Source organism: Bacteroidota bacterium (assembly GCA_016213405.1).
GTDB lineage: Bacteria > Bacteroidota > Bacteroidia > Palsa-948 > Palsa-948 > Palsa-948.
Map to the genome: position 1 here is coordinate 142,000 of JACRAM010000116.1, position 16,527 is coordinate 158,526.

Below are 16,527 nucleotides of genomic sequence, written 5' to 3' on the forward strand. Positions count from 1 at the left end.
GCGTACCCAATACCCTATACCCTCACTTGCTCGCTTGTTTTTCCAAATCGTCTTTCCCTGTTCTGATAATCAAGAATGGCTTCATAAAAATCTTCTTTGCTGAAATCGGGCCAGAGCTTTTCTGTGAAGTAAAGTTCTGAATACGCTATCTGCCATAGTAAAAAATTGCTGATGCGCTGTTCTCCGCTGGTGCGTATCAGAAGCTCAGGATCCGGAATTTCTTTTGTGCAGAGGCATGAAGAGAAAAGTGTTTCGTCTATTTTATCAACCGGAATTTCATTCTTCTTTGCTTTCTCTGCAATTTGTTTCACCGCCTCCATGATTTCCCATTTTGAACTGTAACTCAGCGCGAGCACAAGCGTCATGCGGTCATTTTGAGAGGTTTGTTTAATAGCGTCTGCAAGTTCTGTCTGGCAGTTTTTCGGAAGCGATTTGATATTTCCAATTGTCATCAAACGGATTTTATTTTTGTTCAGGGTCTTTACTTCTTTATGAATAGTGCCAACGAGGAGTTCCATCAAAGCGTCAACTTCCATCTTGGGGCGATTCCAGTTTTCTGTAGAGAAGGCGTAAAGAGTGAGGTATTGAATGCCGAGTTCAGCTGCTGCCTCCGTTACGTTTCTTACGGAAGCTACTCCATGCTGATGCCCGAAAATCCTCAGTTTCCCTTTTTGCTTTGCCCACCTGCCGTTGCCATCCATAATGACGGCTACATGCTTTGGGAGTTTTAATTTATCTATATCTGAAATAACCGCCATCGTGTTTGTTGTATTGTTTTATTGTTGTATTGCGGGGTTTTGCATAAAAGGACAATATGACAATAAAACAATATGCTTTAATTGAAGTCGCAAAAGTAATGTAAAATGCTTGTCAGCAAGCGAATCGAGGACTCTCGGAATGTTGTTTATATTTTTTTAACATTTTGACGATGTATTTTTATATATTTGTTCCACAATTTGAAATCATTATGCTGAAAAAAATTCTTCCATTACTGTTTTTCTCCGCCTTATTCTTTTTTTTCGCTATTGACCTTCATGCCGCTATGGGTCCTCCGGGTCCGCCCATGGGTCCTCCGCCTTGCTGGCCTCCTCCTTGTTCAATTCCTCTTGATGGTGGAATTTCTTTACTGATTGCTGCCGGTGCAGCGCTGGGCGGGAAAAAGATTTTTGACCGTAGAAAGAAACAGTAATCGGTAATCGGTGATCAGTAATCAGTAACCGATGGCTGACCTCATGAAAACTTTTTTCCGCGAACCAATTGTAAAATTTCTTGCGCTCGGATTAATTCTTTATCTCGGCTGGCTTGCGCTTTACGAATGGTGGATTCATCCTTTAGGATGGGTTGATACAGCAGTGATTGATAATACGCTTTTCATCAGCCAGAAGGTTTTAGGATGGATGGGCTACGCAACAGAAATGAGAGGCGACCGGGTAATGCGTATTGCCGGAACACCGGGTTTGTTTATTGGTGATAGCTGTAATGGGATTTCTCTTTTTGCTTTATACAGTATTTTTATCATTGCCTTTCCCGGAAAAATCATTTCGAAAATTATTTTTATTCCTGCCGGAATACTGATTATTCATCTTCTCAATGTTCTTCGCGTCATCCTGCTTGCCATCATAGAAACATATTCATACGAGTGGACAGAATTTAATCATTCCTATACGTTCACCATTATTATTTACGCCTGCATTTTTGGCATGTGGCTTTTCTGGATAAACAAATTTTCTGGCATGAAGAAAAACAAATAAAACGAATTACCTAATTGTCATATTGTTTTATTGCTGTATTGCAATAAGAGGCGGATAACAATAAAACAATGGTTCTACTATGTTTGTTGTGGGTAAACTAAAAAATGAACAATAGAACAATAGAACATTTGAATAACGAAGTCAGAAGTAAAATACATTCACTTCGAATGTTCTCAGTTCAAATGTTCAAATGTTCGTTATTCAATTTACAGTTCTACTATAAATCTCTACCAACAGGAAACCTTGTAGAACCAAAACAATAGAACAATAAAACAATCCGCCTGTTCAAAAATAGGTTCATGAAAAAGAAAATAATTATCATAGGATTGATTGTCGTTGTTATTGCACTGGGATTTCTACGTGATTATCTTTTTGTTTCCATGAACCATATCATTGAATCAGGTGGAGATGTGCATGGAAACCTATCTATGCAGAAATGGATACTCACTTTTGTATTCAGTCTGCTTTATCTCGGCATTTGCTGCACGGTTCTTTATCTGATTTTTTATTCTTTTAAATATGTGCTGCTCGCATTTGCCGCCTATTCCCTTCTTTTTTTGGTTTCGTTTTTTGTTGCGCTTGCCGGATACTTCATTTCTTCTTTTGAAAGCGTTTATCCTTTCATCCGCACAGTTATGGGCATTGCGCAATCGCCTGTTGTTCTTATTGTTCTCATTCCTGCTTGTTTTCTCAATGAGCTGAAAATTCGTAGTAAAAAAACCTGATTATCTTTTGGCTTACTGAAAGAAACACATAACTTTATACCCTGATTAAAAAATTATATGCGAAGCAGCTGTTTTTTAATCGCCATTTTATTTGTTTCTTCTTTTGCTTCTGCGGTAGATCATTGGAGCGTTGGTACTGGCAACTGGGCAACAGGAGGCATTTGGAATACGGGTACCGCTCCTGCAGCAGGAGATAATGTTACCATTTCTAATGGAAACACTATTACTATGAATGCTAACCCGGGCGCTTGTAATAATCTTACTCTTAACGGCACCGGCACTTTAACATGGACGCAGGCAAGAACATTGAATGTTGGCGGCAATCTTGTTATCAACGGCACGGGCTCTATTGGTCCGGGTGCCGTAACAGGCACGCTGAATGTTGCCGGCACCATGAGCGTTCCTGCAGGAGTTTCAGCCACCATAGGAAGAGTTACATGCGCTGTTACAGGCGCCACAACTATTGACGGCACAGTTGCTTTCAACAGTATATCCGGAGTAAAAACTTTTACAGGCAATGTTACCATCAGCAGCACAGGAATCTGGAATGCGACAGCAGCAGAAAGTTTTATACTGAACGGAAGTTTTCAGAATGATGGAACCTTCACCGCCAATACCGGAACCTATACATTTGGCGGTGCGGGCAAAACTTTCAGCGGAACCAGCACAAGTATTTTTGATGCCACCAGCATAGGCGGTTCATACACTAACAACGGCACCGTGCAGGTGAATACCAGTTTTGCAGGAGCAGGCGCTTTAACACAGGGAGTCAGTTCCACACTTATCATTGGAGATTTAACTCCCGCCAACATCCTCACAGCCACCGCGGCAGGCAACACGGTGAGGTATCTTGTCGGGGCAGGCAATCAATCCGTTCTTGCTGTTAACTATACGAATCTGATTTTTGATAATCTCGGAACAGGAACAACAAATGCCACCGGCACCTACACCGTGAGCGGCACTTGTGATGCTCTCAACGGAATTACAAATTTTGGAAGTGTTACTGTAACCGGAAATCTTACCGTTGCCAATACTGCTACACTTTCTATTGGCGGTGTTTCTCCCGTTATTAATGGAAATACAATCGTTAACGGAACAGTGAGTATTACCAGCATTACAGGAACAAAGACATTTTCTTCTATACAAATAAACAGTGGCGGAACCTGGACTTCATCAGTTAATGAAGCAGTTACTGTAAACGGTAATCTCACCAGTGCCGGAACATTTGTATCAGGTTCAGGCGCCTATGCAGTAAGCGGCAATTGCTCCATCACAGCCGGCACTGCCGATTTTGAAGGAACCATTGCCGGCACTCTTTCTGTCAGCAGCGGTGCCACCATGAATGCCTCCACTGGCAACTGCAGGGTTACAGGCGCCACAACTATTAACGGCTCTCTCAATTTTTCTACCATAACCGGAGCAAAAGTATTTGGCGATGTTACTGTTAGCAGCACGGGTACCTGGAATAGCGCTGTTGTAGAAAATTTCACCATCAACGGAAACCTTGCCAACAGCGGAACCTTTACTTCTAATACAGGCACTTATACTCTTGCAGGATTCGCCAACACTATTTCCGGAATTCTGTCAATTGACCGGATAACAGATTTAGGCGCCTACACGAACAATGGAACGCTTTCAGTTCCCACTGCATTGGCAGGAGCAGGCAGTTTAACTCAAGGAGCAAGTTCAATTCTTAACATTGGCGGAATTTCAAGCATAACCACCCTGAATGCTTCCACCAATACGCCCAATCTGGTAAACTATAACGGAGCAGCGGCACAAACAATCAAAGCAACCCCTACTACTTATTATAATCTTCAAGTTTCAAAAACCGGAGGAAGCACCGGCACGTTTGGAGGAAACACAATAGTGAATAATGATTTCACCGTCACCAGCGGAATTGCGAGTTTGGGTGCTTTTAATCTCACCGTGAGCGGAATGACCTCCATCACAGGAACATTTACAGTCACGAGTATTACGGGAACAAAAACTTTTAACAATGTTACCATGAACACGGGCGGATTGTGGAACGGAACTGCTGCCGAAACATTTACAATCAATGGAAATGTAACCATGGCGGGTGGAACTATCAATGCCACCACTGCAGGAATTTTTAATGTGGCGGGAACCATGACCTCTACAGCCGCCACCACAAGTTCTATAGGCATTGCTGTTATCAATATGACAGGCGGCACAACGGTTAACGGAACATTGCAAATCACCAGCGCTACCGGAACAAAAACATTCAACGACCTCACGATTGCATCCACCGGAACATGGAACAGCACTGTTGCAGTGCCTTTCACCATCAACGGAAACCTTTCCAACAGCGGAACATTCACTGCCAACACAGGAATTTATACGCTGGCTGGAGCCGGCAAAACAATTTCAGGAACAATCTCTATTCCCAACACAACGGTTACTGGCTCTTACACCAACAACGGAATTTTTTCATCCACAACTTCATTAATCGGTGCCGGAACTTTCGCCCAGGGAATAACCGGAACACTTAATGTGGGAATAACATCAGCGAATTTCACCGTTACAACTTTTAATGCATCCGCTTCTGGCAACACAGTGAATTACAATCTTGCTGGCGTGCAAAATGTCAGAGTGCCTTCTGATGGTTCTTATCATCACCTCACGCTTTCAGGTTCAGGAATAAAAACACTTTTGGGAACAACTGATATCAACGGCAATCTTACCATCAGCAGTGCACTAACCGCCAGTAATTTCAACATCACACTGGCAGGAAACTGGTCAAGCACCGGCTCGGCATTTGTTCCGGGCACCAACACAACAACGCTCGATGGCGCTGCGCAAACCATCAGCAGAACTGGTGGCGAAACTTTTAATCATCTGACCGTAGCAGGAAGCGGAACAAAATCTCTCGGAAGTGATATAACCACAAACGGCAATCTCACCATCAGTTCAACGCTCGATGTCACTGCGTCTGATTACGCTGTGGCGGTGAAAGGAAACTGGACGAACAACGGAACTTTTGTTCAGAACACAGGCACGGTAACTTTCAGCGGAGCGGCAGCGCAAACTATTGGCGGAACAACCACTACCAATTTCAATAACATAACGCAAAGCAATGCCGCTGGAGTTTCGCTGACTCAGAATCAAAATCTTATTGATGCGCTCACCATCAGCGTGGGAACTTTTACAACCACAGGATTTAATTTCACTCTCAAATCAACTTCTTCCAAAACCGCGCGCATTGCCACAATTCCTGCAGGTGCAAATTTTGCCGGCAATATTATTATTGAACGCTATACCGGAACGGGTCCAACTGACTGGAGATTTCTTTGCTCGGCAGTGAGCGGAAGAACTCTTGCTGATTGGTATGATGATTTCTTCATGAGTGGATTTACCGGTGTTCTTGATCCTACCAATACAGCGGATTTTATTTCTGTCTATTCCTATGATGAAACTCAGCTTGGTGATTTAGATACATTCGGATATGTGCCGGCAACCAATGTGACAAATCCCATTGTAAATGGAAGAGGTTATTGGGTTTATCTTGGTCCCACGCCTGTTACGTTTGCAGTTACGGGTACACCCTATACTTTCAGTCAATCGCCAACAATTACCTATACAAACAGCGGAAACATTAACAATGACGGATGGAATCTCATTGCCAATCCCTATCCATCCGCCATTGACTGGGACAACGCAAGCTGGACAAAATCAAATCTTGATAACGCAATTTACATTTACAATTCTTACACCGGAAGTTTTGCAAGTTATGTGGGCGGACTGGGAGTGAATGGCGGTTCGCCTTACATCGCTTCTCAGCAGGCATTTTGGGTAAAAGCGAATGCCGCAGGTCCTGGAATCACGGCTGTGGAAGCGGTGAAAACAGCTTCGGTAAATCCAACGTACCAATATTTGAAAAATGTCAATTCAGCAAACACCAGCCATTACCCCATGGCGTTTAGCGATTTTCCGATTCCACAAAACACCAACAACACGCCTAACAGTATAAAACTTACCGGTTCAAACATGAGCGGAAAAGAAGATGAAACATTCGTCCGGTTCATGCAGGGAGCAACCAATGATTTTGACCCAAGTTATGACGCATGGAAAATGTTTAACCTCGATACCACACTGCCGAATATCTCTTCTGTCATTCATGATTCATCAGACCTTTCTATTAATTCTCTTCCCGAACTTATTTCAAACACGGATATAAAAATCCGTTTCACCGTTTCTGTTTCCGGCACCTATTCCATCCGCAGAGACAGCATCCTCATGCTCCCGATGAGTTCCTGCATTTTTCTTGAAGACCTTGCCAACGGAAACATGATAGATCTGCGCACAAATAGTTCGTATTCATTCACCATTTCAGATACAACCTCAACGCCACGGTTTATTCTTCATATTAATGCGCCCGTCTCAAAAGAAACTGTGAATGCCGGCTGCACTAACGATAGTTCAGGAATTGCCATTGCCACAGGAACAGGAACGGGTCCCTGGAATTATTTGTGGACAAATTCAAACGGAGATACGTTGCAGGTTACTCCCAACTCCACAACTTCTGATTCTCTTTTCAATCTTCCTCCGGGAATTTACACCGTTGAAGTTTCCCCAAGCGCTTGCGGCACCGTGAGCGATACGATTGAAATAAAATCTTCTTCCACACTTGCTTTCACTATGACTTTTTCTGATGCAAGTTGCAACGGATTGAGTGACGGCTCTGCATTTGCATACGTGATAGATGGAATCAGCCCTTATACTTATCAATGGAGCAATGGGGAAACTTCTGCAATGGCAAATAATCTGTCAGCGGGAACATATACAATTACAGTAATTGAAACGGGCGGATGTTCGCAAATGCAAACAGTAACTATTTCCCAGCCCGCCATGCTCACAGCAGGATTCATGGCAAGCGCTGATACCGTTGACATTTCAATTAACAACAGCGCATCCTTTACAAATACTTCCACGGGCGCCACCTCTTATTACTGGGATTTTGGAGATGGTTCACCCGCTGACACTGCACCCAATCCAATTCATTTTTATTCTTTAAGCGGTACTTATTTGACAATGCTCGTTGCTTACAGCGGAGTTTGTTCCGACACAACTTACAAGATGATGGAAGTGATAAACTCTCTGAGCACAGGCATTGCCGGTATCTCATCTTCTTCTTCTGTGAATGTGCTTTATGAGAACGGAGAAGTTTTCCTCGCATTTGATTTGCCCCAGGCAACCGATATTACTATCAGCGTTTACAGCATGCTTGGCGAAAAAATATTCAGCCAGAATGTTTTTCATATTCAGAAAAACAGAAGCAAACTCCCCTTGTCAACTATTTCTTCCGGCATATATGTTGCTGTCGCAAGCATGGCAGATGCTATAATCTCAAAAAAGATTCTCATTACAGGCAGATAAGAATAAAGATTCAACAGGGCTTGCACAGGTAAAATAATTTGCGTTACTTTGTTGTATCCTTTGCTCAACCGCCCTTTTATGGATGAATAACTTTACTCCAAAATATTTCCGCTCTCGTTTTTCTTTACTTCTTTCTTCTTTTTTCTTTTTCGTATTTTTCGTACTCTTTCGCTTTTCGGTGATTGCCCAAAACCCCGATATAAAAAGAACTTACCATTGGTATTTCGGAAAAAGTGGTGGCATAGATTGGATAAGTGGTAACCCCGTACTTGATTATTCTTCAAATGGAGAATTATGCGAGGGACCTTCTTCTATTTCAGATTTAAATGGCAATTTACTTTTCTACACAGATGGCGATACAGTATGGAATCGTAATCATCAAATAATGCCCAATGGAGTTGGATTGCTTGGATGCACTTCAAGTATGCAAGCATCACTTATTATTCCTCAACCGGGAAACGATTCTCTTTACTATATATTTACCACTGATGGCATATTTGGTTCTCCTTGTGGCAATGGATCTCTAGGCATGAATTATTCAATTGTAAACATTAAAATGGGTGGTGGATTAGGAGATGTTGTAATAAAAAACATTTTATTATTTGATACATGTTCAGAAAAACTAACTGCTGTGCATCATGCAAATAATTGTGATGTGTGGGTACTTGGACAAAATAAATATAATAGCGATTATCGTATATACTTACTCACTGATACGGGAATTAGCAATGCTATTGTTCAACAATCTTCTATTATTAATGGTGGAATAGCACAAGATGGTTCTGGGCAAATGCGTTTTTCTAATGATGGTAAAAAACTTGCTAATAACATTTCAATTTGGGGAGCAGACACATTGGAAATATGGGATTTTGATAATGCAACAGGAGTATTTTCTAACCCATTTAAAATTAGTTTAGAAAATACTCCTACAAGTTCTAATACATGGCTTGGTTTATGTTTTTCTCCCGACAACTCAAAACTGTATATAAATAATTTTTCTTTTGATACTTTAGTAGAGATTGATCAGTTTGACCTATCAAGCGGAATACCTTCTCAAATAATATCTTCCAGAACAACTATAGCCCAAGTGGATAGCACTATATTTTTAAATCCGCAAATAGGTCCTGATGGAAAAATATATCTTACAAAATATAATTTAAGAACCTACTCTGTTGATTCTTTGAGCGGCATCATGAATCCAAACGCAGCAGGGCTTGCTTGCAACTTTCAATATAATGCACTTAAACACAATGCTCAACTTCCTTATGATAATGTGGGTTATTGGAGTTTGCCTGATTTTGTAGAGAGTTATCTTAATCCAATGTTTACCGGTTCTGTGTGCGAATCTGGCATTGAAGAAAATTCATTTGCAGATATATTCTCTATTTATCCGAATCCTGCACCAGATTATATATGGATTAAAATCACAAGCGAAAAACCCAAAAACTCATATGATGTTTTAATTTATAATATTCTTGGAAAAGAAATTTTTGAAAAGAAAGAAATTAATAACAAAGAAGAAAAGATTTCATTAAAAAATATTACTGATAATATTCTGCTCTTGCAGATTTATTATAATAACCAAATTATTCATTACAAACTAATCAAAACTTAACACATCATGAAAAAGAAAATTTACATCTTGGCGGCAGTTGTAATCATTCAACTGCTTGTTCCTATTGTGCAGATTAAAGCGCAAAACGGAATGGATTTTTTTACTATTATTCCAACTCAAAATGCTGACCGCCTTCGTGCGGGTACAGGTCTATTTAGTAATCTTTTTAACTCTAAAGGTCTTGGTGTTTATCAATTAAATATCATGCCTGCTTCAGCTTTAGAGGTCAATACCGATTTTACACATTTTCCCGCTACGCAAACAACTCCATATCTCAAAGGCGAAGTCTTCCGCACAGATTGTCCATTATTGCAAACATCTTTTTGGCGTATGTTCAGAGGTGGGCTTGAGCACGGACGGCTTTACAATCCGGCTGTTGGGCAGATAAATGATTTTGTAATTGAGAATGCCCAAATAGGCGGCAACCTTTTGTTCAGCACACAGGGATTTCCTGGACCATTACCCGGCATGAGTGGCGCGGTGCGCATGTGCATCATTGATGGTGTTATTGCTTCCGGCACAACAGGCGCAGTAGGCATTGGCGCAAACTTTCTGTCACCTCAATCACTGCTGCATATTAATGACGGCAACTTTGCTACTTATTTGCAGATTACAAATAATTTCACAGGCGCAGGCACACCCAATGACGGAGCTCGTTTTGGAACAAATCCGGTAAACGTTGGAACTACATTTCTCAATGTTCCGTTTGCAGAAGTAAGACAAGAAGAAAATGCTCCCTTGCGTTTTTTAACCAACGGTGCTGAGCGCATGCGCATTATGGGAAACACAAACCAAAATATAGTTACCCCTGCAATTGCTGCCAATAATGTTAATCCTGGTTTTGTCGGAATCGGATGCACGAATCCCATGAGCCGTCTGCATATAGGAGGTAATTCCTTATTCTTTCCTAACGGAAATCCGGCAGACGGCTACAGACCATGGATGGTAGAAGGTTTGTTCACCTATCAGAATAGCGACAATATGTATTTCGGGCATCACGATGTCACAGGAAATGCTATTATAAACTGGGGAAATGATCCGGTAAGTAGCGCTGTAGGAGGAGGCGATAGATTATTATTCGTTTTCACAGCGGCTGTAAATATTAATCCGCCTCAGCCATTTGCATGCGGACCAAACGGGCTTGAAGCCGCCCGTATGGTTTCAAACGGAAATATTGTTTTAACAGGTTTTGGTGGTGACCCGGTGAATAATGTTTATTCTGTTCCTTTATCCCTCCCTACTTCAGACCCCGGAAACACGGTTGAAATAAATTCTCCTCTTCCTACTAATGTTCCTGTTGTTCCTGCCAATAATACTACAGGATCTGTAGCTCCAAGCCCTGTTGCTGGTTATACTCCCGCAACAGGATGGAGCGGATTAAGATTCACTGACCTGACTTCAAATTCAATTCCTGTACCCACAGGAACTACAGGTACAACAGTAAATATGTTGAGTGTTAACAGTGATGGTGATGTGATTTTGGTGCCGGGTGGCGGTACTTTTGGTCAGGTATGCAACGCTGCGGGTAACCCCGGATCCCTCACAAACTATACAGAAGTTCCCACCAGCGGGTTTAATTTTGTTTTTACAAATAATCAAACACAAGCTTCAAGCCGCAATAATGTTGGCATTGGATTAACTCCCGGCAATTGTTCTCCACAAGCAAGATTAGATGTTTTGAATACAACCGCCAATCAAGGAACAAAAGGAATACAAGTTGTGAATACAGATGCAGCAAATGCCACATCAAGTTCAATTGGTATTTATTCAAGAGTATCGGGTAACCCATCTCTTAGTTGTCGGAATATTCCTGGCTGGTTTGAATCAACTGTTGCTTTGGGAGCAGGACAAATGGCAATAGTTGTTCCAAGAAACGGAGGATCAGTGAGCATTGGTTTTGCAAATCCTTTTCCTAATACATGTGCAAATATAAATGCAAACGCCCTTTTGGAAGTAGGTGGAAACGCATATAAAACAGGTGGTGGAAATGTTTGGTCTGTTCCATCAGACAGCATATTAAAAACAGATATACATTCTTTTTCAGATGGTCTTGCAGTACTTAGACAAATACATCCTGTTACATATAAATATAACGGCATTGGAGGATTGCCCACCAATAATGAAGAAATTGGTGTGATTGCTGAACAGATAGTATCTTTTGCACCATATACAATTGATACAAGTATTATCGTTCTTGATACTATGGGAACACAGCAAGAAATATTAACTTTTAATTCGGGACCGCTTACATTCGCCTCCATCAACGCCATCAAACAATTAGACAGCGCCCTCACAAAATCCACCTCACTCCCCGATGCGCCCATTTTAATTTCACCAGCCAATGCAGCGGTAGGAGATTTCGGCAGAGGAGCGGCAGCGTTCACCTATCATTCGGTTTCAGCCGGTGTTATTTTATATCATGCGCAAATAGCAAAAGATAATTCATTCAGCAACATAGTGCTTGACCAAAGCGGAATAACCGACACCACCTTTTCTGCCGGCTTCTGCGATACTATTCCCGCCACTTACTACTGGCGTGTGAGCGCAAAAAACAATGCAGGCGCAGGAGCATGGTCGCAAATATTTTCATTCACCGATACCGCCAAGTGCATTGGCATTGGTCCTAAACCAGTTGATACTATCCGCCAAAAAACAGCCGTCAGTTTCAATTCCAGTTCCGACATCCGCTTTAAAACCAATGTAGCCCCCGTAACTTCCGCCCTCGATAAAGTTTCCGCCCTCAACGCAGTTTATTACAACTGGATTCCAACCCCCGGCTATGAATTTGACAGCGCAAGGCAAATCGGCTTCATCGCGCAAGATGTGCAGCAAGTAGTTCCCCAAGTGGTACACACCGATGCAAACGGTTTCCTTACGCTCGATTACGGCAGAGTGGTTCCGGTGCTGGTAGAAGCAATTAAAACCCTGAAAGCCGAAGTGGATTCATTGAAGAACACCACCGCGCGCACAACAGGAAATAATTCAGCCACATCTCAAATAGATGTAAACCTCGCTTCCAAAAAAATTGTGCTCGACCAGAACAACCCCAATCCATTCAAAGAGCAGACAACCATTCCTTACTTCATTCCCAAAGACGCAAATGATGTGATGATAATTTTCACCGACATGGATGGAGACATTATCAAAGAAGTAAAGATTAATGAAAAAGGAAAAGGACAGTTGAATGTATACGCTTCCGATTTGTCAAGCGGAATTTATACGTATAGCATTGTTGCCGATGGCATAACGCTTGATACAAAAAAGATGATTAAAACAAAATAACTGCCCCCTCCTCTCCCTCCCTAACGGGGAGGGTTGGCTTGCCCCAATCGGAGCATCGGGGGGAGGGGCTTTCCTTTTCTTGCTTTTTCCCCTCCCTAATGGGGAGGGGCAGGGGGTAGGGCTGGGCGGGAGAAAATTCTTCCCGCCTTTTTTATTTTATTGTTTACTATCTATTGTCTACTGCCTTTTGTATTCCCCCTTTAGGTCAGGGGCACCTCCACTGTAATCCGCGCATTCACACCCGTATCAATCTCCTTCGTAAAAGATATTTTCACACCATCCACAACCACCACTCCCGCATACCTTCCCGGGTCAGCGCTTTCAAACAATGCCACCCCTTCCTTATTTGTAGTCACACTGATTCCCGCGCTCCTCGTAGCCAGCGTAGCCCCCTCTTGTTTTATCGTAACAGGCACATTCGCAACAACCGTATCATCCCCCTTTATCACAAGCACCTTCAAACTCGCGCTCCCCGGAGGGCTCACAATATTCTTCAGCGTATCAAAAATATAATTCTTCCTCTTCTCCGCATTCGCTCTCCATACCCGCTCCGCCCCATCCTCCAAAACCCCCATCAGTTCTTTGTGCAGCAAATTATTCGCGCTTATTTTTTCTCCCCGCGCCACTCCCGTTTCCCGCGCCTTCATAAACAATTTATAAGTATCATCAAAGTTCGTCTCATCATCATTCACCTTCGTAACAAAAGCCCCCGTCATCCCGCCCGGATTAATAAGTTTCGCGCTGTGAGCCGCAATAAATTGTTGCATCGAAGCATTCAATCCCTCCACGCTTTCCCAATCCTTTGCCGCTGCCTTTGCATACTTTTTTCCGCCCGCTGCCTCATACCTCGGCTCAGGTTTTTCATTCGGCCACGCATCTTTTATATAACCCTTCAAATCATTAAAGTTGTCAAGCACAGGCGGTAGATAATCGCTCACCAAAAGATTTCTTAACGTCTGATGCCCCTCCTCCCTCGCCTCCTCATCCGGCAAATCCATCGCTGCCTTTCGCACAGCCCTCAGTGCCGCCAAAAATGCAGCCGTATACTTCGCCTTCTTCACGGCAAACACCGCCAAATCCGTTTCCAGATTATTATAGCCAAGCTCCGCAATAGCATACAACTCCAACTCCGTGCATTTGTACGCTCCTTCTACTTCTTGTGTCATGTTCTTTTTTATTTGTATTGATTTATACCAATAAAACAATTACCATACCAAACAACTCTATTCAGCTTTGTCTATTAAAATCTATAGGACTTTCGCAACTATTGTACAGATAACAGATATTTTGCAGATTTACAGATTACAGATGGCTGTTTATCTGAAAATCCGTATGAATCTGTTATCTGTACCACCTTTTGCGTAAGTCCTGATCTACATAAACCTGCTTAATATCAGCATATAATCGGCATTTCCCTCCTCATAATCGTTATCTCCCACCTCATAATCGTTATCTCCCACCTCATAATCGTTATCTCCCACCTCATAATCGTTATTTCCCTTCTCATAATCGTTATTTCCCTTCTCATAATCGTTATCTCCCACCTCGTAATTCATACCTCCCACCTCGTAATTCGTACCTCGTACCTCGTACCTCATACCTCCCTCCTCAAATCCAATAGTCAACACCTCATTATTCATTATTTGGGTCTCCATCCCTTCAGGACATTATTCATTTCTCTCACCTCTCAATCCTCCCTTCCCCTACCGATTTCCTGAATTATGTATGTTTGTGCCATGCACTAAATATCCTCTATGAAACCAGACAATATAGTTTTTGAATTCATCAAAGAAGAGCGCAACCGCCAACTGCACGGGCTTGAACTCATCGCATCCGAAAATTTTGTGAGTGATCAAGTGATGCGCGCATTGGGTTCTGTTCTCACAAACAAATATGCAGAAGGACTTCCCGGTAAAAGATATTATGGCGGATGCCAAGTGGTGGATAAAGTGGAGCAACTCGCCATTGACCGCGCCAAAACGCTGTACAACGCTGCCTGGGTGAATGTTCAGCCGCACTCAGGCGCGCAGGCAAACGCTTCGGTGATGCTCGGTGTACTAAAACCAGGAGATAAAATACTCGGCTTCAATCTTGCTCACGGTGGGCATCTCACTCACGGCTCACCGGTAAACTTTTCAGGGAAATTATATGTTCCATGTTTCTACAATGTGAATCGCGAAACAGGAAGAGTTGATTATGACGAAGTAGAGAAGAAGGCGCAGATTGAAAAACCAAAACTTATTATCTGCGGTGCATCGGCTTACTCACGCGATTGGGATTACGCACGGCTCAGAAAAATTGCCGATTCAATTGAAGTCCCCCTTAATAAAGGGGGGCAGGGGGGTTGTTTGCTCATGGCGGATATCGCTCACCCTGCCGGATTGATCGCCCGTGGGTTGCTCAGCGATCCGCTTCCGCATTGCCACATCGTAACCACCACCACCCACAAAACATTGCGCGGTCCACGCGGAGGAATGATCATGATGGGAAAAGATTTTCCAAATCCATGTGGACTTACCACTCCCAAAGGAGAAATTAAAATGATGTCGGCAGTTTTAGATGGCGCTGTTTTCCCCGGCACACAAGGCGGTCCCCTGGAGCATGCCATTGCGGCAAAGGCAATCGCCTTCGGTGAAGCAATGGAAGAATCATTCCTCAAATATGCTACGCAAGTGGTGAAGAACGCACGCACGATGGCAAAAACATTTATGGAAAAAGGATACAGCATCAGTTCCGGTGGAACCGATAATCACTGCATGTTAATTGACCTTAGGAATAAAAACCTGACAGGAAAAAAAGCGGAGGAATCGCTTATCAAAGCAGATATTACCGTGAACAAAAACATGGTTCCCTTTGATGATAAATCCCCTTTCGTTACTTCAGGAATCAGAATCGGAACTGCCGCGGTTACAACCAGAGGGCTGAAAGAAAAAGATATGCTGAAAATTGTTGAACTGATTGATGACGTGCTGATGCATACTGATAATGAAACAAGAATTGCTGAAGTGAAGAAAGAAGTGAATAAGTGGATGAAGAAGTATCCTCTTTTTAATTGGTAATACCAATGCCTCTTGTTTTATTGTTGTATTGTCGTATTGATCTTTTAGCAATAAAACAATAAGACAGTACAACAATTCTGCAATCGCCTATGATGAAATTAGACTTCACAAAATTCAAACCTGAACAAGGCAAACTGCTCATCTCCGAGCCGTTCATGAACGACCCGAATTTCAAGCGCTCGGTCATTCTGCTGGCGAATCATAATGATGAGGGCAGCGTTGGTTTTGTCCTCAACCGCCCTATGGATTTAAAGCTTCATCAGATTGTGGAAGAGTTTGAAGGAAATGATTTTCCCGTTTGGGATGGAGGACCCGTGCAGCGAGATAGTTTGTTTTACATTCATACGCTGGGTGATGCGATTCCAGAAAGCATTAACATCATGGGAGATTTATACTGGGGAGGCAATTTCGAAACAGTGAAAGCTCTTCTGCACGGAAAAAAGATTTCTCAGAATGAAATCCGCCTGTTCATCGGCTACTCCGGCTGGAGCGATGGACAATTGAAAGAGGAGATAAAGCGAAACTCATGGCTGGTGGCACCCGCTTCCATTGACATCGTTATGACCAACGACTGGAACAAACTCTGGAAAGATGTTCTTAAAGGAATGGGACAAGAATATGGCATCCTTGCCAACTTCCCTGAAAATCCTTTGTGGAATTAAATTCGCTTTTTGCTCAACTTATTAAATCACTACTTT

General features: G+C 42.5%; 11 protein-coding genes. 8 read left to right on the plus strand and 3 right to left on the minus strand.

Annotated elements, in window-relative coordinates; translation table 11 throughout:
• Window positions 1-14: 14 nt before the first annotated feature.
• The gene (locus tag HY841_14310; GenBank protein ID MBI4931931.1) at window positions 15-758 is read right to left on the minus strand and encodes an isoprenyl transferase; all 744 of its coding nucleotides are present in this window, start codon (window positions 756-758) and stop codon (window positions 15-17) included.
• 209 nt (window positions 759-967) lie between these two features.
• Between HY841_14310 and HY841_14315 the strand changes: the two genes are divergently transcribed.
• The 6 genes from HY841_14315 (at window position 968) to HY841_14340 (ending at window position 12,770) form a co-directional block, all read left to right on the plus strand.
• Window positions 968-1,189 (plus strand): hypothetical protein, encoded by a 222-nt coding sequence (locus tag HY841_14315; GenBank protein ID MBI4931932.1) that lies wholly within the window; start codon window positions 968-970, stop codon window positions 1,187-1,189.
• A gap of 43 nt (window positions 1,190-1,232) precedes the next feature.
• Window positions 1,233-1,751, plus strand: a complete 519-nt coding sequence (locus HY841_14320) for an archaeosortase/exosortase family protein (protein MBI4931933.1) — start codon at window positions 1,233-1,235, stop codon at window positions 1,749-1,751.
• A gap of 299 nt (window positions 1,752-2,050) precedes the next feature.
• Complete coding sequence (locus tag HY841_14325; protein ID MBI4931934.1) at window positions 2,051-2,476, plus strand: hypothetical protein; 426 nt, start codon at window positions 2,051-2,053, stop codon at window positions 2,474-2,476.
• A 57-nt stretch (window positions 2,477-2,533) separates the two neighbouring features.
• Complete coding sequence (locus HY841_14330) at window positions 2,534-7,873, plus strand: T9SS type A sorting domain-containing protein (GenBank protein ID MBI4931935.1); 5,340 nt, start codon at window positions 2,534-2,536, stop codon at window positions 7,871-7,873.
• An 82-nt stretch (window positions 7,874-7,955) separates the two neighbouring features.
• Window positions 7,956-9,488, plus strand: coding sequence for a T9SS type A sorting domain-containing protein (locus HY841_14335; protein MBI4931936.1), 1,533 nt, complete (start codon window positions 7,956-7,958; stop codon window positions 9,486-9,488).
• Window positions 9,489-9,494: 6 nt separating this feature from the next.
• The gene (locus HY841_14340) at window positions 9,495-12,770 is read left to right on the plus strand and encodes a tail fiber domain-containing protein (GenBank protein MBI4931937.1); all 3,276 of its coding nucleotides are present in this window, start codon (window positions 9,495-9,497) and stop codon (window positions 12,768-12,770) included.
• Window positions 12,771-12,970: 200 nt separating this feature from the next.
• Here the strand turns inward: HY841_14340 and HY841_14345 are convergent, their stop codons facing one another.
• A complete protein-coding gene (locus tag HY841_14345) occupies window positions 12,971-13,936 on the minus strand; it encodes a hypothetical protein (GenBank protein MBI4931938.1) in 966 nt (321 codons plus the stop codon).
• A gap of 207 nt (window positions 13,937-14,143) precedes the next feature.
• The gene (locus HY841_14350; protein MBI4931939.1) at window positions 14,144-14,326 is read right to left on the minus strand and encodes a hypothetical protein; all 183 of its coding nucleotides are present in this window, start codon (window positions 14,324-14,326) and stop codon (window positions 14,144-14,146) included.
• Between the two features lie 198 nt (window positions 14,327-14,524).
• Between HY841_14350 and HY841_14355 the strand changes: the two genes are divergently transcribed.
• Together HY841_14355 and HY841_14360 are read left to right on the plus strand one after the other, a co-directional pair.
• Window positions 14,525-15,829 carry a serine hydroxymethyltransferase gene (locus tag HY841_14355; protein MBI4931940.1) on the plus strand — a complete coding sequence of 435 codons (1,305 nt, stop codon included), beginning with the start codon at window positions 14,525-14,527 and terminating at the stop codon, window positions 15,827-15,829.
• A gap of 89 nt (window positions 15,830-15,918) precedes the next feature.
• Window positions 15,919-16,491 carry a YqgE/AlgH family protein gene (locus HY841_14360; protein ID MBI4931941.1) on the plus strand — a complete coding sequence of 191 codons (573 nt, stop codon included), beginning with the start codon at window positions 15,919-15,921 and terminating at the stop codon, window positions 16,489-16,491.
• Window positions 16,492-16,527 lie beyond the last annotated feature (36 nt).